19 protein-coding genes are annotated in these 18,664 nt (G+C 63.6%); 9 read left to right on the top strand and 10 right to left on the bottom strand.

Going from position 1 to position 18,664, the window contains the following annotated elements; all coding sequences use genetic code 11:
* Positions 1-18 precede the first annotated feature (18 nt).
* On the bottom strand, positions 19-1,068 hold the full coding sequence (gene mtnA, locus JWZ97_RS09555; RefSeq protein ID WP_205428303.1) for an S-methyl-5-thioribose-1-phosphate isomerase: 1,050 nt from the start codon (positions 1,066-1,068) through the stop codon (positions 19-21).
* Between the two features lie 142 nt (positions 1,069-1,210).
* On the opposite strand from mtnA, the gene JWZ97_RS09550 reads away from it, so the two are divergent.
* Positions 1,211-2,542 (top strand): flagellar hook-length control protein FliK, encoded by a 1,332-nt coding sequence (locus JWZ97_RS09550; RefSeq protein WP_205428302.1) that lies wholly within the window; start codon positions 1,211-1,213, stop codon positions 2,540-2,542.
* A 90-nt stretch (positions 2,543-2,632) separates the two neighbouring features.
* Positions 2,633-3,289, top strand: a complete 657-nt coding sequence (gene thiE, locus JWZ97_RS09545) for a thiamine phosphate synthase (RefSeq protein ID WP_205428299.1) — start codon at positions 2,633-2,635, stop codon at positions 3,287-3,289.
* Positions 3,290-3,362: 73 nt separating this feature from the next.
* Here thiE and JWZ97_RS09540 read toward each other — a convergent pair whose 3' ends face one another.
* The 3 genes from JWZ97_RS09540 to norR form a co-directional block, all read right to left on the bottom strand.
* Positions 3,363-3,875, bottom strand: a complete 513-nt coding sequence (locus tag JWZ97_RS09540; RefSeq protein ID WP_205428297.1) for a superoxide dismutase family protein — start codon at positions 3,873-3,875, stop codon at positions 3,363-3,365.
* 87 nt (positions 3,876-3,962) lie between these two features.
* A complete protein-coding gene (locus JWZ97_RS09535; protein WP_205428295.1) occupies positions 3,963-4,916 on the bottom strand; it encodes an alcohol dehydrogenase catalytic domain-containing protein in 954 nt (317 codons plus the stop codon).
* 11 nt (positions 4,917-4,927) lie between these two features.
* Positions 4,928-6,490, bottom strand: a complete 1,563-nt coding sequence (gene norR, locus JWZ97_RS09530; protein ID WP_205428293.1) for a nitric oxide reductase transcriptional regulator NorR — start codon at positions 6,488-6,490, stop codon at positions 4,928-4,930.
* 356 nt (positions 6,491-6,846) lie between these two features.
* Between norR and JWZ97_RS09525 the strand changes: the two genes are divergently transcribed.
* The 4 genes from JWZ97_RS09525 to JWZ97_RS09510 are packed head-to-tail and all read left to right on the top strand — an operon-like array spanning position 6,847 to position 12,135.
* Complete coding sequence (locus tag JWZ97_RS09525) at positions 6,847-7,731, top strand: hypothetical protein (RefSeq protein WP_205428291.1); 885 nt, start codon at positions 6,847-6,849, stop codon at positions 7,729-7,731.
* Entirely contained in the window at positions 7,728-9,323 is a 1,596-nt protein-coding gene (locus JWZ97_RS09520; RefSeq protein WP_205428289.1) for an MFS transporter, read from the top strand. Before JWZ97_RS09525 ends, JWZ97_RS09520 begins: the two co-directional genes overlap by 4 nt.
* The gene (locus tag JWZ97_RS09515) at positions 9,320-10,828 is read left to right on the top strand and encodes an efflux transporter outer membrane subunit (RefSeq protein ID WP_205428287.1); all 1,509 of its coding nucleotides are present in this window, start codon (positions 9,320-9,322) and stop codon (positions 10,826-10,828) included. The genes JWZ97_RS09520 and JWZ97_RS09515 overlap by 4 nt, the downstream gene beginning before the upstream one ends.
* A gap of 50 nt (positions 10,829-10,878) precedes the next feature.
* A complete protein-coding gene (locus JWZ97_RS09510; RefSeq protein ID WP_205428285.1) occupies positions 10,879-12,135 on the top strand; it encodes an HlyD family efflux transporter periplasmic adaptor subunit in 1,257 nt (418 codons plus the stop codon).
* A 78-nt stretch (positions 12,136-12,213) separates the two neighbouring features.
* On the opposite strand, the gene JWZ97_RS09505 is transcribed toward JWZ97_RS09510, so the two are convergent.
* Positions 12,214-12,663: an Rrf2 family transcriptional regulator gene (locus tag JWZ97_RS09505; RefSeq protein WP_205428283.1), complete on the bottom strand. Its 450-nt coding sequence runs from the start codon at positions 12,661-12,663 to the stop codon at positions 12,214-12,216.
* 163 nt (positions 12,664-12,826) lie between these two features.
* On the opposite strand from JWZ97_RS09505, the gene JWZ97_RS09500 reads away from it, so the two are divergent.
* Genes JWZ97_RS09500 through JWZ97_RS09490 form a run of 3 tightly spaced genes read left to right on the top strand, consistent with a single transcriptional unit; the run spans position 12,827 to position 14,987 of the window.
* Positions 12,827-13,231: a group 1 truncated hemoglobin gene (locus JWZ97_RS09500; RefSeq protein ID WP_205428282.1), complete on the top strand. Its 405-nt coding sequence runs from the start codon at positions 12,827-12,829 to the stop codon at positions 13,229-13,231.
* A gap of 31 nt (positions 13,232-13,262) precedes the next feature.
* Positions 13,263-14,237, top strand: coding sequence for an FAD-binding oxidoreductase (locus JWZ97_RS09495; RefSeq protein WP_205428280.1), 975 nt, complete (start codon positions 13,263-13,265; stop codon positions 14,235-14,237).
* A 24-nt stretch (positions 14,238-14,261) separates the two neighbouring features.
* Positions 14,262-14,987: a hemerythrin domain-containing protein gene (locus JWZ97_RS09490; RefSeq protein WP_205428278.1), complete on the top strand. Its 726-nt coding sequence runs from the start codon at positions 14,262-14,264 to the stop codon at positions 14,985-14,987.
* A gap of 153 nt (positions 14,988-15,140) precedes the next feature.
* Here JWZ97_RS09490 and JWZ97_RS09485 read toward each other — a convergent pair whose 3' ends face one another.
* From JWZ97_RS09485 to JWZ97_RS09465, 5 genes are all read right to left on the bottom strand, one after another.
* On the bottom strand, positions 15,141-15,686 hold the full coding sequence (locus JWZ97_RS09485; protein ID WP_205428276.1) for a cytochrome c: 546 nt from the start codon (positions 15,684-15,686) through the stop codon (positions 15,141-15,143).
* 45 nt (positions 15,687-15,731) lie between these two features.
* Positions 15,732-16,205 (bottom strand): DUF6644 family protein, encoded by a 474-nt coding sequence (locus tag JWZ97_RS09480; protein WP_205428274.1) that lies wholly within the window; start codon positions 16,203-16,205, stop codon positions 15,732-15,734.
* Positions 16,206-16,212: 7 nt separating this feature from the next.
* Positions 16,213-16,710: a DUF6644 family protein gene (locus JWZ97_RS09475; RefSeq protein ID WP_205428273.1), complete on the bottom strand. Its 498-nt coding sequence runs from the start codon at positions 16,708-16,710 to the stop codon at positions 16,213-16,215.
* Between the two features lie 95 nt (positions 16,711-16,805).
* Positions 16,806-17,849: a hypothetical protein gene (locus JWZ97_RS09470; protein WP_205428272.1), complete on the bottom strand. Its 1,044-nt coding sequence runs from the start codon at positions 17,847-17,849 to the stop codon at positions 16,806-16,808.
* 14 nt (positions 17,850-17,863) lie between these two features.
* Positions 17,864-18,664 carry a hypothetical protein gene (locus tag JWZ97_RS09465; protein WP_240342298.1) on the bottom strand — a complete coding sequence of 267 codons (801 nt, stop codon included), beginning with the start codon at positions 18,662-18,664 and terminating at the stop codon, positions 17,864-17,866.

Below are 18,664 nucleotides of genomic sequence, written 5' to 3'. Positions count from 1 at the left end.
GCGACTTCCTCGGCCGACCTAATGGGCGATCAGCGCGCGCATGGATTCTGCGTCGGGCTTCAGCACCACGCCGCGTTCGGTGACGATAGCGTCGACGAGCTGCGCCGGCGTCACGTCGAATACCGGATTCCAGGCGTCGATCACATGATCCGGTCCGCGGAAGTGCTCGTTCAACAATTCGTTCCTGTCGCGCTGTTCGATTTCTATGGCCTCACCCGAGGGGATGCTCCAGTCTATGGTCGAGGTCGGCGCGGCCACCATGAATTTTACGCCGTGGTGCCGGGCGTTCACCGCCAGCGAATAGGTGCCGATCTTGTTGGCGGTGTCGCCGTTGGCCGCGATGCGGTCGGCGCCGACGATGACCCATTGCACGGCGCCGGAACGCATCAGCCAGGCGGCGGCCGAGTCGGCGATCAGGGTCGCCGGGATGCGGTCCTGATCCAGTTCCCAGACCGTCAGCCGGGCGCCCTGCAGCCACGGCCGGGTTTCGTTGGCGTAGATGTGTTGCAGGCCACGGGCATGGGCGCTGCGGATCACGCCCAACGCGGTGCCGTAGCCGCCGGTGGCCAGCGAACCGGTATTGCAATGGGTCAACACGCCGCTGCTGCCCTGCAACAGGTCGGCCCCCAACTCGCCCATGCGCCGGTTGGCGGCCAGGTCGTCCTGATGGATGGCTAGAGCGGCGGCCAGCAGGCTAGCCTCCGGATCGCCTTCCGTTCCGGCGATGACCTCGCGCATGCGGTCCAGCGCCCAGAACAGATTGACCGCGGTGGGGCGGGAGGCGGCGAGCCGGTCCAGGTCGGCCTGGATCAGCGATTTCCACTCGGCCGGATTTTCGTGGTAGCGCGCCCTTGCGGCCAGCACCACGCCGTAAGCCGCGGCGATGCCTATGGCCGGCGCGCCCCTTACCCGCATGCTGGCGATCGCCTCGGTCACGCCGGCGGCATTGTCGTAAGTATCGTATTCGATGGACGCTGGCAGCTTGCGCTGGTCCAGAACCTGCAGGGCGCCATGGGTCCACTGCAAGGCTCGGACGGTGTCGTGGCTGTTGGAGTTCGAAGAGGGCATGGAGTGGGCTAGGTGTCGCAAAGTCGACATTGTATCCGCCGCCAAGCGCCAGACCAATGGGCGACGGGGCGGCGTAGGCCGTGGACGGGGAAAGGCATCAATCCTGCTTGTCCTGAGGTAGTAGCGTTGGGGAGTTCAGCTCATGAGTACAGAAATTGCGACATTATTGCCGGCCGCTCCGGTCGGGTCGTCAGGCTTGGGGGGCGCACAGGCTGGCGCGGATCCACAGGCCTTTCTGCGTGCCCTGTTGCAGCAACTGCAAGGCTTGGGTGGCGAGCCGGGGGCGGCGGATACGGCCCCGGCTGTGCCCGATGGCAGCGGTTCGGAGACCCCGGAAGATTTGCTCTCGGCCATTATGGACCAGTTGAAAAACCTGTTGAACGGCGCGGCCCGGACGGCGCAGGACGGCAAGGAAGCCGTCGGCGACGGCAAAAGCTTGCCGGATGCATCGACGGTTGGTGAACTCGCCCCGACCGATCCTGCCTCCTTGGCCGGTATGGCGGAGTGGCTGGCGCAGTTCATCAACGCCCCGCAAACCACGGTGTCCGCCCAGCCGGTCGGTGGTGAAGGTGCAGCGGCTTTGGCGTCGTCTGCCGCCGGCGGTGGCGATCTAGCGGCGAAGGCTCAGGCGGCGACCGACGAATACGAGCACGCCGATGCGGGAAACTTGGCCTATGCCGTGCTCGACATGCTGAATCGTGGCGAAAAAATGGCGGCTCAAGCGAGCACAAGGGCTTCCGCCCAGGAGTCTCCCGTGGCGCAGGCCGGTGCCGCACAGGACGCGGGCCTGCGGAATGAGGTGCAAGCGGAGCAGGGCGGGACGCTATCCCTCGATGGCAAGGAGCCGAGCGTATCGTCCGGGGAGGACTATGGCTTCCAGCAGATCATGGCGCGGCAGGTCAACGAGACGGCGCAACCCGGCGCAGGGGCGGCTTCCGTCGCATTCAATCCCCAGATTCAGGTCGCGTCGTCGCGTGCCGCGGGAGCGGAGAGCCCTCCCGGCCTGGAGCGCCCGATGGCGCATCCGTCCTGGTCTGAGGACCTGGGAGATCGGGTGTTGTGGATGGTGGGGCAGGGGAGGCAGTCCGCGGAGCTGAAGCTCAACCCGGCGCATCTCGGCCCCTTGGAGGTGCGCATCGAGCTGAACCAGGACCAGCAGACCAGCGTCCAATTCCTGACGCACCAGTCGGCGGTGCGCGATGCGGTGGAGTCGGCCCTGCCCAAATTGCGTGAAATGCTGGGTGCCCAACAACTCGATGTGCGGGACGTCGGCGTCAGCCAGTACAATCCCGGCGATCAGCGCGACCCGCGCGCCGCTCAATTCGCCTTCGGACAGCAGAATACCGGTTCGGGCCGGTCGGAAACGCCTTATCCCGGCCGGGACGGCTTTGTTTCCGGATCGGCTGATGAAGGCAGCTCGGCCGTCACGACGCGCCTGCGGGTGCACCAGGGACTGCTTAGCCTGTACGCCTGATCTGCTCGTCGCGGCGGATTCGTGCTGAAATAGGCCCGTTTCGACGGGCAGGCTGCGGCCGTGCCCGCTCTTTCCGCCGAACGAGTTCCCATGCACACGATATTTCCCACCCGCGGCCTCTACGCGATCACGGCCGATAAGCACAACACCCCGGAAGAATTGGTCGCGTCCGTGCGTGACGCCCTGCGGGGTGGGGCGGCGGTGATCCAATACCGGGTGAAAACGCCCCGCGACCGTCTCACCGAAGCTCGATTGGTGCTGGACGCATGCCGCGCCGCCGGGGTTCCGCTCATCATTAACGACGACGTGGAACTGGCCGCCGAGATCGGTGCGGACGGCGTACATCTGGGCCGGGACGACGGTTCGCTCGCCGCCGCCCGAGCCCGCCTGGGGGCCGGTGCGATCCTGGGGGTCTCGTGTTACGACTCCGTCGACAGGGCTATCGAAGCGGAGCGCGAAGGTGCGAGCTACGTCGCTTTCGGCCGCTTCTTTCCGTCCCTCAGCAAGCCCGGTGCTCCCCTGGCCCGTCTCGAAACCCTGCGTGCGGCGAGGCTGAGGCTGAATTTACCCATTGTGGCCATCGGCGGCATTACGCCGGCCAACGGCGGAGCGTTGCTGGAAGCCGGAGCCGGTCTGCTGGCAGTCATCGATGCCGTTTTCGGCGCAGATGATCCCCGAATCGCGGCCGAGCGATTTCTGCCGCTGTTTGCATTGGAGACTGGGCGCCGGTCGGCCCGGGGTGCATGACGTCCGCCGGGTCGCACGGCGGCGGAGAGAGCCCCGCCGCGCTACACGGCGGGGCTCGTAGGGACGGAAACCTTTAGCGTATCACTCCGCAAGCGATGCGGGCGCCGCCCAGCTTGTCGGCGTAGTTGTCGTTTTCCGCATGGATGATCAGGGACTTACCCTGGACATCCGCGAGTTTCAAGCGGGGCGCTGTCACCGCGTCACTGGCGCTGCCGTCGTCACTTACGCTCAGTACCGGTAAATCGCCCAGGTGGCCGTCGCCGGCCGGTCCCGCATGGCGGCCCGTGGCGGCGGGGTCGAAGTGATTGCCGGCGGCCAGGCCGGCAACCGTCTTGCCGTCCTTCTCCCCGGACGCGCAATTGGGCAGTTCGTGCACATGAAAGCCGTGCAGGCCGGGAGCCAGGCCGTTGAGCGCCGGTTTGAACACCAGGCCCTGGTCGCCTTCGGCGATGGACACGTAACCCAGGGAGGCGCCGGTGCCGGTCGAGTCCAGCTTTAGAACTTCCACCTTGAGCTCGGAAGCCAGGACGGGTTGCGAGAGTGCCCCGAAGGTGGAGGCGGCGATGGTCAACAGTAAGCTGCGCATAATTCCTCTGTTATGAAGGTTGTCGGTATTGAGACTTCGATGGTAGGGGCAGCGGCAGTATCGTACAACGCGAGGATTTGTAGGGGATTACGGTTCCAGCAGCACCTTGAGCACGCCGGGCCGGGCGGCGTGCTCGAATGCCGCCAAGGCGGCGCTCAAGGGATATCGGCATTCGATCAGCGGGGCCGGGTCGACCGCCTGTTTTCCCAGCAGCCGCAATGCCGCATCGATGGGGCCGCAGCGCGAACCCACCAGGGTCAACTCGTCGACCACCAGTGAGGACAAGTTCAGCGTTAGCTCACCGGCATAGGTCGATTTCAGTATCAATGTTCCCTGGGGCCGAACGGCCCGGCGCGCCAGTTCGAAGCCGGTTGGCGAACCGCTGGCCTCGACGACTATGTCGAACTGCCGCGATGCCACTTCGCTTTCCATAACGGTCGATATGCCGGACAACGCGAGAATTTCGCGTTGCCGGCTATGCCGCGCGACGACGCGCAAGTCGCAGCCGGTCAAGGCCAGGGTTTGCGCGATCAGCTGGCCCAGCCGTCCGGCGCCGACCACCAGCACGCGGTCGCCGGGATGAATCGGGGTCTGCTCCTGAATTTCCAGCGCCGCGGCCAGGGGCTCGGCGAAAACGGCTGCCTCGTCCGGCACGTTGTCGGGCACCCGGTGCAGGTTGTCCAGGGGCAGCGTGAGGTATTCGGCGAAGGCTCCCGCCCGGTCGCGGATACCGAGCACGCTGCGCCGTTCGCAATGGCGGGCCCGGTCGCTTCGGCAAGCTGGGCACTGCCCGCAGGCGACGTTGATGTCGCCGACGACCCGCCGTCCGATCCAGGACTCATCGGATGCCTCGACGACCTCGCCGACGAATTCGTGTCCGGGGATGCCGGCATAGGGGTAATAGCCGCGCAGGAGTTGGAGGTCGGTGCCGCAGATACCGGCCAAGCGAACCCGTAGCAAGGCTTCGCCGTCGTCCATGCGGGGCGGCGGCAGATCGTCCCGAGGGAAGAGTTTTTGTCGTTCTAGCCAAACTGCGCGCATGGTTTAAGCCTTCAGACGATACGTACCGCTTGTTTGATGCCCAGGCGCTTGGCGAGGCGATGCAGATTGCCCCGGTCGAGGCCCAGGCGGCGCGCGGTTTCGGCCCACCGGTTGCCGCTATCGTGCAGGGTTGCGAGGATCAGCTTGCGCTGAAACTCGTCCACCGCATTCGCGAGCGACGTATCCACCGCGTGGCTCGCCGTAGCGGTCGCGATTTTCGAGGCTTCCGGAGCGATATCCAGATCGTCGGGCTGCAAACTCAGCGACCGTCCACGGTCCGCAGAGGCGCGCAGCGCGGCGCGGAGGATGACGTGCTCCAGTTCGCGCACGTTGCCGGGCCAGGAATAATCGTTCAATGCCTTTATGGTCGCGGGCGCCAGGTTTACCCGCTCCAGACCGAGACGTATGCGGGCCTGGTCGAGGAAGTAGCCGGCCAGCGGCGCGACATCCGTGAGCCGCTCCCGTAACGGCGGCACATTCAAAGGGAACACGCTGAGCCGGTGGTAAAGGTCGGCCCGAAATCGCCCGGCTTTCACTTCTTCCGCGAGTTCCCGGTTGGTCGCGGCGATGATGCGCACGTTGGCGCGATGGCTCTTATCCGAGCCGAGCCGCTGGATCTCGCCGAACTGCAGGGCGCGCAGCAGCTTGGCCTGTATCGCAAGCGGCAACTCGCCCACTTCATCCAGAAATAGGGTGCCGCCTTCCGCCAACTCGAATTTTCCGGCCCGGTCGGCACTGGCACCGGTGAAAGCGCCGCGGACATGTCCGAACAGCTCGCTCTCGGCCAGGGTTTCCGGGAGCGCCGCGCAATTCACGTACACCAGCGGCTGGTCGGTCCGTAGCGATTGCGCGTGGATGAGACGGGTGACGACTTCCTTGCCGACGCCGGTTTCGCCCATCACCAGAACCGTCAGATCGGAGCGGGCGACGATGTCGATGTTGCGCATCAGCTCCCGTACCCCCGGACTTTCGCCCAGTATCCGGCCGCCGCGTTGCAAGGCTTCGTTCACCAGTTCGCTGGTCACCCGTCCGCGATGTTGCGCCAGGTTCTCCAGCGCGCTGATGAAGGTTTCATAACGCAGCGCAACGGTGGCGATGGCCGCGAAGGTCTGAAATATGCGGTCGTTGAGGCCGTCGAACACCCCCGGTTCGCGCGCGTCCGCCGTGAGTACTCCGAACAAGGTGTTTTCGTTGTAAAGGCTGCAGCCCATGCAGGAATGGACCGACAGATTGCCGCCGGCATCATCCAGCAGGAGGGCGTCATAAGGGTCCGGCCTGGGATCGTCGGGCGCGAAGCGGACCGGCGTTCTCGATTCGAGGAAGGCCGCCAGCCGTGGGTGCTCGACGGGATGAAACGTGCGTCCCATGACTTCGGGGGAAAGGCCCCGCGTGGCCACCGGCACCAGGACGCCGTCCTGATAACGCAACAGGGCGCAGGCGTGATTGCCGGTGATCTTGGCGAAAATCTCCAGAAATCCCTCGGTGCGCTCTTTCATGGAAAGATTCGCGGTCAGGCTCAACACCGCTTCGAGTACGGCCGTTCCGGTCATGTTCATGCTCAATGCTTCACTCATGCTCGAAAAACGTAATCAATATGACAGCGGGGTTGTCGTAAGGACAACGGCCATGTGTGCCCGCCTGATCGCCGGTTATTTCCGACCATGTCGCTTGGTAAAGCCCGATATTTAAGGGCAAAGGGCGAAGCTTGGCCATCATTTAATATCGAGCCGATGTCATTTCGACGACATCGGGCAAACAGTGTTTTTCAACCTATTGATTTATATATTGTTATTCGCTGGCATCGGTATTGCTCCGTCTCAGGCGAGAAGGGACGTTCGTGATGACGCCGGACGGGCACGAAAAACCGGTCGCATGCCAGCCGCTATGACCGCCGATAACAAAAACGAGGGGCCACGGTCGCCAAGCCCACATGAAACTACCTTGCGTACTGCTTGTTCTCCTCTTCGGCCTGAGCGCCTGCCTCGCGGGGCCACTCAAGCCGTCGGCTTCCCACCTGAGCCAGGTGCGCACCCTGCTCGTGGTGCCGGTCGAATCGCCGCCGCTGGAAGTCACACCGGATACGATAACGACCCGGCTGCCTATACACAGGCAGGACGATAACCTACAAACCGAGCTGTTTCTCGAGCCCAAGCTGTACCGGAGCCCGGGCGGCGTGCTCATTTCCGGCCTGGTAAGCTCAAATGACATCGTGAAGGAAGCGCTGCCCATGCGGATGGACCGTTCCTCAGGCCTGGAGCCCGCCGCGTCGCACGAGGATGCGTGGTCGCCGGCTTCCGTGCTGGCCGCGGCGGCGGTCGCCCGTTTGCGCGTAGCCGGTTTCGAGGCCGTTGCCAGCGACCAGTATTACAGCTTGCCGATAAATCCGGCCGGGGATACCGCCGATCTGGCCCGTTGGCAGGAGTCCATCCGACAGTGGTACAACCGGGACGTTTCGCCCGCCGACTATGGCTCGCGAGTCACGGGGCGGGTCGATGCCGTGCTGGAGGTGGGCGTCGGAACCTACCGGATTTTTTACGGCCAGATCCCGCTGCAAGTGCTGGTCAAGCTGATCGATCCCGTCACCGGGCGCGTCATCGGCAGGACGGAAGCCGAGGCGTTTCCGGTCGAGGACTCGGCGGAAGCCCTGCTCGATCACGAGGCCGAAAAGTTCAAGCAAGTCGTCGCCGAGGCCGGTGCGGGGCTCATGAGGCGCGCGCTGGCCGATCTCGGGCTGTCGCCGACCAAGGCGGCCGCTGCCTCCGGTGTATCGTTCGGAATGCGCACCGCTTCGGCCGCCGGGGTTGCGGCTCGGTGACGATCGCTTATTCCAAACGCCTGCGCGGCTGGCGCTTCGTCCTGTTCAACCTGGCGCTGGGCCTGGGGCACATGATCGTGCTGTTCAACGCCGGCTCCTATATCGCGTTGATGCCGCATGTGGCGGGCGACCTGGGAGGGGTTGCGCCGAGTCTGGGCACCTGGGCGCAGACGGATTTCATGATCGGCCTGGCGCTGGCTTTTCCCATCGCCCGCTGGATGTCCGGGCGGTGGGGGGATTATCCTGTCCTGGCGACCGCTTTCGTCGCCTATGCCGTGGCCTCCTACCTGTGCGCCATCAGCGAGACCCTCTGGCTGTTTCTGCCGGCGCGCATATTCCTGGGCTTTGCCGGCGGCATTACCCTGCCCATCGGGCAGGCCCTGCTCTTGCAGGAATATCCGGACCGGCTCAAGTCGGTGGGGCTGGGGGTGTGGGGCATGTTCACCCTCACGCCGTTCACGGTCGGCTGCCTGGTGGGCGGGTGGATAGCCGACGAGCTCGGTTGGCGCCATTTGTTCGGCCTGAACATCGTGTGTGCCTTGGGCATCGCCGGCGTCACCGGATCCTTGCTGTATGGCCGGGGATGCCGGCGCCGCTACACCCGCTTCGATTTCGTCGGCTTCATGCTGTTGAGCCTGATCCTCGGTGGCGTCCAGACCCTGCTGAATCAAGGCAACGATTTCGACTGGCTGGATTCGCTCTTTCTTCGCGGCGTATTCATCGCCGTCATCGTGGCGCTGCCCTGTCTGGTCATCTGGGAGCAGGGCGAACGCCACCCGGCATTCGATGTCCGCCTGTTCGCCCATCGCAATTTTGCCATCGGCACGATTTGTCTCACCGTGGGATTCCTGGGGATACAAGGCCTGCTTTCGCTGTTCATCGTCCAACTGCAATTGTTGTTGGGATATACCTCCTATCTGGCGGGCCTGTTGTTTCTGTCCATGTTTCTGTTGGCGGCGCCGGTGATCGCCGTCATGCATGAACTGATCAAGGGCGTGGACGCCCGCCTGTTCGCCTGTCTCAACCTGTTGGGATTCGCCTTTACCTTCCGATGGATAGGCTTGTTCGATGCCGCCGAGTCCTTCGATCAAATCGTCTGGCCCATGCTGCTGCTCGGCTTCTTCCTGGGTTCGTTCTTCACTCCCCTCACCGCGCTGACGCTGCATGGACTGTCGGGAACCCCGGTGATGCGCGCCGCCGAAGCGGTCGCGCTGCTGCGTATTGCCGCCGGTGCTTTCGGCATCACCTTGCAAGGGGTGGTGCTGTTTCGGCGCAGTCCTTTCCACCAGCTCGATCTGGCGGATCATTTCGGGGGGCGGCGGTTTGCCTCGCTCGACTTGCTGCAGCAGGCCTCCGCGCGGCTGGAAAATGCCGGCCTCGACGCCGGGAGCGCCACGGCCAAGCTGGGGGCTCTGATCAGGCAACAGGCCGGCATACTGGCGTTGAACGACGCGTTCCTGCTGGCAAGTTATCTGTTCCTCGGCCTGGCGGCCCTCGTCTGGTTGGCCCATGCCACCCACCGGCCGCTGCATCCGAGCATGGCGGAGGATTTGAACGAAATCCGCGTCGAAGAACTGATGGAGGAGCCATGAGCGTTTCGCCCTTGGCTCGGCGACGGGCATGGCCTGGACTGGTCCTGACGGCCCTGCTGTGGGTCGCCGGTTGCGCCTGGATGCCCGACGAAGGGAGGCGCGCCGACTTCGCTCATCCCCAGGGACTGAGCGATACGCTTGCACAGGCGCGCCAAGGGGAGGCGCTGAGCCCGTCGGGGCTCTGGCCCCGGGACCGCTGGTGGCGGCAGTTCGGCAGCGCCGAGCTCGACCGCCTCGCGGACATAGCGCTACGGGACAATCCCGGCTTGAAGCTTGCCGCTGCCCGCCTGCGTCAGGCGCAAGCTTTGGCCCGCGTGGAAGGCGCACGGCTGCTGCCCTTCCTCGACGCGGCCGCCGGCGTGGAAACGGCGCGGTTTTCCGAGCATGGCTACAACGTCGCGTTGCGCGGGGCGGACATCGTTGCGGCTTTCGTAACGCCCTTGAGCCTGCGCTATCAATTCGATTTCTGGGGTAAACACCGCGCCGCGCTGGACGCCGCGCTGGGCGAGGCGGCAGCCGAAGAGGCGGAGCAGGCCGAAGTGAGGCTGCAATTGACCGCCGCGATTGCCAGAGCCTACTTCCGCGGGGTGGCGTTGCGGCAGCAACTCGATCTGATCCGGGCTCAGGCGGCGCTGCAGCGCGAATGGCTGCAAGTGGTCGAAACGCGCTTTGCGCTGGGTCTGGATGCCGCCGATCCGGTGAAGCAGGTCAGCTCCGAACTGGAAGCGGTCAACGAGCGCGAAGCCGGCGTCCAGGATCATCTGAATCTGCAACGCAACCTGCTGGCCCGCCTGGTGGGACAGGGTCCGGATGCGACGCAGGATCTGTTCGTCGATCAGGTGAGTCTGCCGGAGCGGATTCCACTGCCGACGACGTTGCCGCTCGGTTTGCTCGCCCACCGCCCGGATCTGGCCGCGGCCCTGCACCGGGCCGAGGCGGCGGCGCAACGGATCAAGGTCGCCAAGGCCAGTTTTTTTCCGACCGTCGATCTGACCGCTTTCGTCGGGCTGAGCGCCTTGCGCATGACCAAGGGAGCGAGTTCCCTGGCCAACATTTTGTTCTCGGGCTCCAGTTTCGCCTACGGGGTGGCGCCGGGATTGCGTTTGCCCCTGTTCGAAGGCGGACGGCTGCGCGGAGAGCTGTCGGCGCAGCGGGCGGAATACGACGGCGCGGTGGAGTCCTACAACCAGACCTTGTTGCAAGCCGTGCGGGAGGTCGCCGACAGCCTGGACAACTGGCGACAGGCCCGCCTCGGCGTCGAAGCGCAAAACCGCCTGCTGGCCGCCCAGCGTGCGGCCTTCGATCTGGCTCAGGAGCGCTTGCGCAGCGGTCTGGACGACCGGCGAGCGGTGTTGAGCCGCCGCCATTCCGTCCTCAGCCAGGAATATGCCTTGAAGACCCTGGAAACCGATCAATTCCTGGCCATGGCCGATCTCATCGAAGCCTTGGGGGGCGGGTATACGAGCGGTGCCGACGGTGTCCGCCCGTCGAATCCGCCGGAATAGGGCAGGCTCGCCACCTCAAACCGTAGGCCAGGAAGACATCCCGCACCTCGATGAAGACTTATCCCAAGACCCTCCGCGCCCGGCGCAACCGTCGTTTGCGGCTCGCCGCTTTTCTGGTGCTCGCCAGCGCCTTGGCCTATGCCGCTTATTGGTGGCTACACGCCCGGTTTTGGGTGGTGACCGACAACGCCTTCGTGACCGGCAACCTCCTGCCGGTGGACGCGGATGCCACCGGCATCGTCACTCAGGTTTTGACCGAAGAAACCCGGCATGTGAACAAGGGCGACCTGCTGGTCAGGCTGGACGAGCATCGCGCCCTCGCCACGCTGGGCCAGCGCGAGGGTGAGCTGGGACGGACGGTACGCGGGCTGGGCGCGCTGTTCGCCACGCGCCAGCAACTTTGCCAGAAAGTGGCCGCCCGCTCCGCACAGCTCGCGAAAGTGCGGCACGACGTGAGCCGCTTTCGGCAGGCGATACCCAGCGGTTCGGTGTCCGAACAGGTCTTGCAAAATGCCGAAGACCAGATGCAGGCGCTCGAAGCCGAGCAGCGGGAGGCGGAAGCTGATCTGCGGGCCGTGGAGTCGCGGGTGGGCGGGACCCGCCGGGTGGATCATCCCGAGGTCGAAGCGGCCAAACAGCAATTCGTCAACGCCTATCTGGAACTGCTCCGCCAGCAGATCCGAGCGCCGGTTTCCGGTTACGTGGCTTCCCGCAAGGTCCAGGTCGGGGACCGGGTTCATCCCGGCGATCCGCTCATGATGGTGGTGCCCTTGGACCACCTGTGGGTGGAAGCCAATCTGCGCGAGACCGAGTTGCAGCATGTGCGGCCGGGACAAGCGGCGCGCGTGCTCGTCGACGTTTATGGCAAGGAGCGGATTTTTCACGGTACGGTGGAGGGGGTGAACCCTGGAACCGGCAGCGTGTATGCGTTGCTGCCGCCGGATAACGCCACCGGCAATTTCATCCACATCGTTCAGCGCGTGCCGGTGCGCATCGCGTTGGATCAGGCGGAAGTCCGGCAAAGACCTTTACGCCCCGGACTGTCCACCGTGACATCCATCCACGTCAGCGAACCCGGCCAGTCCGTGGATGTCTCGCTGGCGAGCACCTCCACCCAGGAATATGGAACCGACATCTTTGCCGACGAGCTCGTCGCCGCGGAGCGCAAGGCGCAGGAAATCATCCTGGCGAACGTGGTGCCGCAAAGCGATACGGGGGATGACGCTTGCAGCGTACCCCCCGTATCGACCGACTCGCCGTCCACCGCCCGAAGGTCCCGCAACCCTGTCCACAAGGCCGCCCGGTGATGGGAAATTTAGACTCGCGGATCGCCGGCGCCGGAGTGGCCCGAGCTGTGTCGACCGCGCGTGACGGAATACGGAATGCTAGGCGGGCCGCTCGCCCGGTCCGCCGCGCAATGTCCCAGGGATGCCGACCTGAGCCGCATCGGCCAGGGTGTATTTGTCCAGCGTGCTCATGAACGCCCGCCGCGCCTCGTACAGGATACCCGTGAGAAAGCAGCCGCGCGTGATGGTGCAGGCATTCGCCTTCGGATCGAAGCACTCCACGATGTTCATGTGCGGTTCGGTCAGTCGGACGACTTCGCCCACGCCTATCATGTGCGCCGGTCGGGCCAAGCGCATGCCGCCGCCCTTGCCCCGGCTGGTCAGAATGAATCCTTGATTCGCCAGGTTGTTGACCACCTTCACCAGGTGGTTCCGCGATATGCCGTGATACGCCGCGATCTCCGGCACGGTGGCGGGTCCCGCTTCGGGGTTGCGCGCCAGATAGATCAATACTCTCAGCGAATAGTCAGTAAATTGCGTTAGCTGCATTTTATTTACATCTTTAAATCTGTCAACGATGAATATAGGTCACTATTTTTAACTTGACAGCTTTTGTATCGACTACTAACATTCATTTTCAATGCTTCTTTAGGCGCTTGCCATGAGCAGACGGTGTTCAGTGTTGACGCATACGATCCGAGAGGATAAAAACATGACTGAAAAGAGCCTGGCTACTTGGTGGGAACAAACACACGACTCCCTGTACGCAAAACTGGGTGGCGAAGCCGCGGTGAATGCCGCAGTCGATATCTTCTACCGCAAGGTACTCACCGATGGCCGCATTAGCCGCTTCTTCGAAGGCGTGGACATGGACAAACAGGCCGCGAAGCAGAAGGCTTTCCTGACCATGGCGTTCGGCGGCCCGCACAATTACACCGGCCTCGACATGCGCCGTGGCCACGCTCAACTGGTCGCCCAAGGTTTGAACGACTCGCACTTCGACGCGGTCATCGAGGACCTCGGTGCCACCTTGCGCGAATTGAAAGTACCGGAAAACCTGATCGCTCAAGTAGCCGGCATCGCCGAAAGCACGCGCAACGACGTGCTGGGCCGTTAACCATCTCCCTCGCTCGGACAGGCATGCCGTCATGGTGAATATCACGTACGCAAAAGATTGTTTTCCCCTGGGCGAGCAGCTATCCGTGCTGGATGGCCTCACCGGCCGCGGCGTGCCTGTCCCTTTTTCCTGCCGTAGCGGAGCCTGTCAGACCTGTTTGATGCGTGCAACCCGCGGCGTGCCGCCGGAGTCCGCGCAAATAGGCCTCAAAGACAGCCTCAAGCTGCAGAACTATTTCCTGGCTTGTGTTTGCCATCCCACGGAAGATCTCGAGGTCGCCCTGCCGGATGACGAACAGGCCGCACTTCCCGCCACCGTCAAGAAGCTGGAATTGCTGAACGGCGATATCATGCAGGTGGTGCTGGAGTCCCACGCCCCGATCGAATACCGGCCCGGGCAATTCATCAACCTGGCCCGCGACACCGGCCTGGTCCGCGCCTATTCGATCGCCAGCGTACCGCACGAGGACGATCATATACATCTGCATGTCCGCCGTCTGCCGAACGGCCGGGTCAGCGGATGGATACACGAGCAATTGCGTGTCGGCCAGACCGTGGAGATACGCGGCCCCGCCGGCGACTGCTTTTACGTGCCCGGCAATCCGGAGCAAGGCCTGATACTGATAGGCACCGGCTCCGGCCTTGCGCCCCTTTATGGCATCATCCGCGACGCCTTGCACCACGGCCATAGCGGACCCATCCGCCTGTTTCACGGTAGCCGTGACCGGAGCGGACTCTACCTGGTCGGCGAACTGAACGATTTGGTTAAGCAATATTCCAATTTTGACTACGTCCCTTGCCTTTCCGGCGAGGACGTCCCGCATCAGTACGCCAAAGGGCGGGCCCATGAAGTGGCCCTGCGGCACGTGCCCAATCTCAAGAACTGGCGCATGTATCTTTGCGGCCATCCTGAAATGGTCAAGTCGGCCAAAAAGAACGCATTCCTGGCCGGCGCATCGATGAAAGACATTTATGCCGATGCGTTCAACGTCAGCCTATCGTCCTGATCGGCCATCCGCAGGGACATTGCCATGTCGATCAGCACGGCAATGAGTCTGGGAGAAATCGCCTTATCCAGTCCCGCGGCCGCAAGGCTGCTGGAGGCTTATCATCTGAATGAGGACTGCGACGACGAACATACGCTGGCGCAGGCCTGCCGCAGGGCCAATCGCGATCTGGCCGAGGTCGTTACGGCGCTTGCCCGGCTCCGGCAGGATGGACAGGATCATCCGTGCGTATCGGAGCGCACGCTCACTGAGCAGGCGGGATTCATCGCCGGTCGACACCACGCGTTTACCCGCGCCAAACTGCCACTCATCGAAACCCTGCTCGCCAAGGTGATCAAAGCACACGGCGCCGCCCACGCGGAAGTTAAAGCCGTGGGCGAGTGTTTCGTGGAACTGAGCGCGATGCTCGAAGCACACCTGCTCAAGGAAGAGCAGTTTCTGCTGCCTTATATCAAGGCGCTCGATAAACAGGCGTGCGGAGCACGCCTATCGCCGCTCGCCGGCTTCGCGTCCATCGACGATGTGATCTGTCAGAACGAGGCGGAGCACAAGCGGCTAGGGGAACGGCTGAAGAAGATGCGCGAGCTGACTGCCGATTACGCGCTTCCCGACGACGTGTCTTCGACATTCCGGTCCGTTTATCGGGCGCTGGAAGAGCTGGAAACCAATTTGATGCATCACATCTTTCTGGAAAACGCGTTGCTGTTTCCACGTGTGTGCCATCGTGACGTCAGGGCGGGCGATGACTGATTCGGCCTATTCCCGGCCCTAAATATTTATTTGTGGGAGCGGGCTTTAGCCCGCGAAGATCGCGGCCTGAAGGCCGCTCCCACTATGACATATTTGGGCCGGGTTAATATGCATCGTATTTGCCGGCGGTCCGGGTGTACCCAAGCGTCGCTTCTATTTGGGCTTTTTGTCGTTCGGGTACCAGAATTGGCTATGGCATTGCTCGCAGGCGTGTTCGACGGCGCCTCCGGCTTCGACCAGTTCGTCGGCATTCTTCCGGTCTATGGCGGCGATGAGGCGCAGGGCGGCGTCATGGAATTCGTCCGTGCGTTTCACGAAATCCGCCCGCTGGGCGGCGATGGCTTTTTCGATGTCCTCGGGATGTAGCTCGGCACCGCCCGACGAGGTGTTGGCGCCTTTCCTGGCCACCGCCCGGCCCTTGACCAGCAGCAGATTGCTGGCCTCGACCACGGTCAACGCGTGCTGCCTGACCGCATTCCAGTCTTCGTCCGTCCGTGGCTGGCGCTCTTCCGTGCCTTGCGCCGTGCTGACGGTGGATACGGAGTTCCACACGTAATCGATGTTGGGATCGATGATGGAAGTCATGATCTCCTGCAGCGTGGCGGTCGGCTTGTAAGGGTTGCCATCGCGGACGGTCAGCGTGCAAGCCTGCAAAAAAATGACGGCGAGGGCGGCGGGTATGAGCGCTGAGGTTCTCAAGCGGTTTCCTTCGGTTTCGGGACTGGAGGGTAGTTCGGCCGCGGCTTAAAAAAATCCGATGAATCGGCCGGCGAAAGCGACGCCGAACCATAGCCCCAAGGCAAGAACGCTGGTGAATCCGGCCAGCAGACGGTTGGGATATTCCGAGCGGGTGATTGCACGGTACAGGGTCAGGTGGACCAGCAGGGCCAGTCCCAGCAGGATGAACTTGTACCAGAGGAAGCTGTTGGGGTAATAGCTGGTGGCGGCGGGAATCAGGATCAGCGTGCCGGAGACGGCCAGCAGGCCCAGCCCCACCCAGATCAGCTTGGAGGTCGCCCGAACCAGTTCGGGCAGCGAGGCCCGGCGCAAGCCCAGGTTCAGCAGGCGCAGGCCCACCAGCACGACGGGAGAGAGCACCAGCAGCATCCCTAAGATGTGCGCCAACTCCAGGGTGGCGCCGAACAAATGATTCAAGTGGCCGATGTGTTTGCTGAACGGACTGGCCTGAACCTGTTGAAAAAACTCCAAAGTACTCACGGCCGCCTCATTCGTAGCTCATATAGGGAATCAAGCGACCCGTGATGACCACCAGACTCCACAACAGCAGCGAGGCCAGGCCGGCGAAACGCACCCCGGCCGGGAGCTTGGCCAGCCGGCCCCAGTCGTTGACCCGGCGTCCCCAGCGCCGTTCGAACCACCAGGCGTTGAAGCCGGCCAGGGCGATGAAGCCCAGCTTGTAGAAAAACACGGGCAGCAGGACGATCTTGGCCGCGCCGGCGAGGAACAGCAGCACGCCGGTCGTCAGCGTTACCGCGAAGCCACCCAGCAGCCAGGGCCGCAGCGGGCGCAGGATATGCTCGACCGGCAGCTGTTTGAGGAAAAGGCCGAGCAGGCGCAGATCGACAAAGACCAGCAGCCCCACCGACAAAGCCAGGCCTATCAGATGCAGGCCCTCGACGATGGGAAAGGCGTAGACCGACTCCCGCAGGGCGGTCCCCAGGGCCGAGTCGTTGAGGGTTAGTGCGAATTCAGTCAGGGACATGATAGTGAAATTGCACGATTGATTTCGTGAGCAGGCTGCATCTGCCCACCGGGTGTCGGCGGGCAAACGAAAAGGCCGTTTGCCCGCCCTACGGCTTATTTCTTTCCCTGTTCCGCCGCCACCAGCCCGAAGCCGCCGTTGTTTTCGGCGCAGACGCGCTCGTAGCGGTCGAGCACGGGTTCCTTCAGTGGCGCCTTGCCCACGTAGTTGGCCGGTTCGACTTCGAAATGCCAGCCGTTGGGCTTGTCCTTGGCCGTCCACTTGCGCGCCGGGATGGTCACGGTGAACGGTCGCGTATAGACGGTCGGGTCGGTCAGGGTCGCCTCGTAGACGTAGCGGGCCCCGTCGTTGCTGAAGGTGTAGCGTTCCTGGATGTGGCCGTTTTCGCTGATGAATTCGCCGGAGCGGCCGAACAAGGCCTTGCCGTTGTGGTTGGTCACGTCCACCACCAGGGTGTTGCCTTCCCAGTGGCCGCGCGAATCGCCATTCCACAACTTGATGTTCTCGGGCAGGTGCGGCTTGCCGTCCAGGTGGATGATGCGGGTGCCTGAATTGAACTGGAATACCACGTAGCCCGGATACTGGCTGATCTCGTAGCCGTGCCAGTACAACGACTTGGGCACGCCGCCCGGGGCGCAGCGCGCCAGGGGCTCGATATATTCCGGCTGGGTCGGATTGTGGAAGCCGACCTGGAATTCCTTCACCTTCTCCGCCGCCCAGGGCTGGAAAGGCACCTGGCCGTCGCCGGGATCGCTCACCCGGCTGGGCGCCCGTTCTTCGCGCGGGCCCTTGGCCCGACGGTTCGGTGCGGGATCGTTGGGGATGCCGCCCTGCGGATCGGTGAAATTGTTGTGGTTGGCGATAGTGTTGGACCAATGGCCCTGCACGTCGGGCTGGCCGTCGGGCAGTTTCGGGCCGGTCCAACGCCCGGCTGCGATCTTGTCGAAATGCCGTTCCTGCTCGATGCCCGGTCCGCCGATACGCGGCTCGCGCGGTGTCTGGGCCTGCGGTTGCGGGGCGGGCGCGGTCTCGACCGGCTTGGCCTTGGGCTCGTCCGCCGCCATGCCCGTTAAAGGCGCCAGCGCCAGTGCCGAAACAACCAGCCCGGAAAGCAGCCGGGCTTGCTCATGCTTAGTCATAAAGTCCTCTTGGCTTATTGGGCGGGCGGCTTCGGCGGGTAGTGTTCGTCGTAGTCCAGGGTGAACCGGTAGTCCTCGATCAACTGGAAGTCTTTTTCGCGGTGGCGGTACAGAATCACGCCGACGTTCCACGGCCGGCTGAACACCTGCGGGTCCTCGACGGTCGCCTTGTATTCGATGGTGTTGGGATCGAGATAGGTCCAGCGCTCGACCACGTGCAGTTGGTCGCTGTGGAAGTTGCCGGCGCGGTCGAACCAGGTCTTGTCGTTGAAGAAGCGGGCGTCCACCACCAGGGTGTCGCCTTCCCAATGGCCGCGCGAATCGCCCAGCCACCAATCGTAGGGATCCTTGGGGTGATCGGTCTCGTTGGTGTAGATAGTCCGCACCGAATGGCCGAACTGGAAGACCTGGGTCAAGTCCTGCTTACGCTGGAAGATCTGGAAAGGCTCCGGATAGTAGATGCCGCGCGGCACGCCCAGCGTGTAGCCCTTGAGGGCAGGATCGTCGGTGGCGCGGGCCGCGAAATTTTTCTTCTTCTGCTCCAGGGCCTTGGGCAGATAGGGGATGGTGCCGCCTTCTACGGCGCCTGCGAAGGGCGGGGCATCCTTGCGGTTGGCATGCGGCTCCAGGTCATAATCGGCGGCGCTGGTGGTCTGCCAGATGCCGGAAAAGTCCGGCTTGCCGTTGGCCAGGCGCGGAATCTTACCCGCTGCCGCCTGGACGGCACTCGACAGCCCCAGGGCGCCGGCCGCCAGGACGACGGCGACGCCCAGGCGGCGGAAGCGGGACGATGGTTGCTTCACGGAAGTGTTCAA

Origin of the sequence: Methylococcus sp. EFPC2, assembly GCF_016925495.1 — a bacterium.
In the GTDB taxonomy this organism is placed as follows: domain Bacteria; phylum Pseudomonadota; class Gammaproteobacteria; order Methylococcales; family Methylococcaceae; genus EFPC2.
The sequence above is the reverse complement of the archived record's forward strand: the minus strand, read 5'-3'. Positions and strand labels throughout refer to the sequence as shown.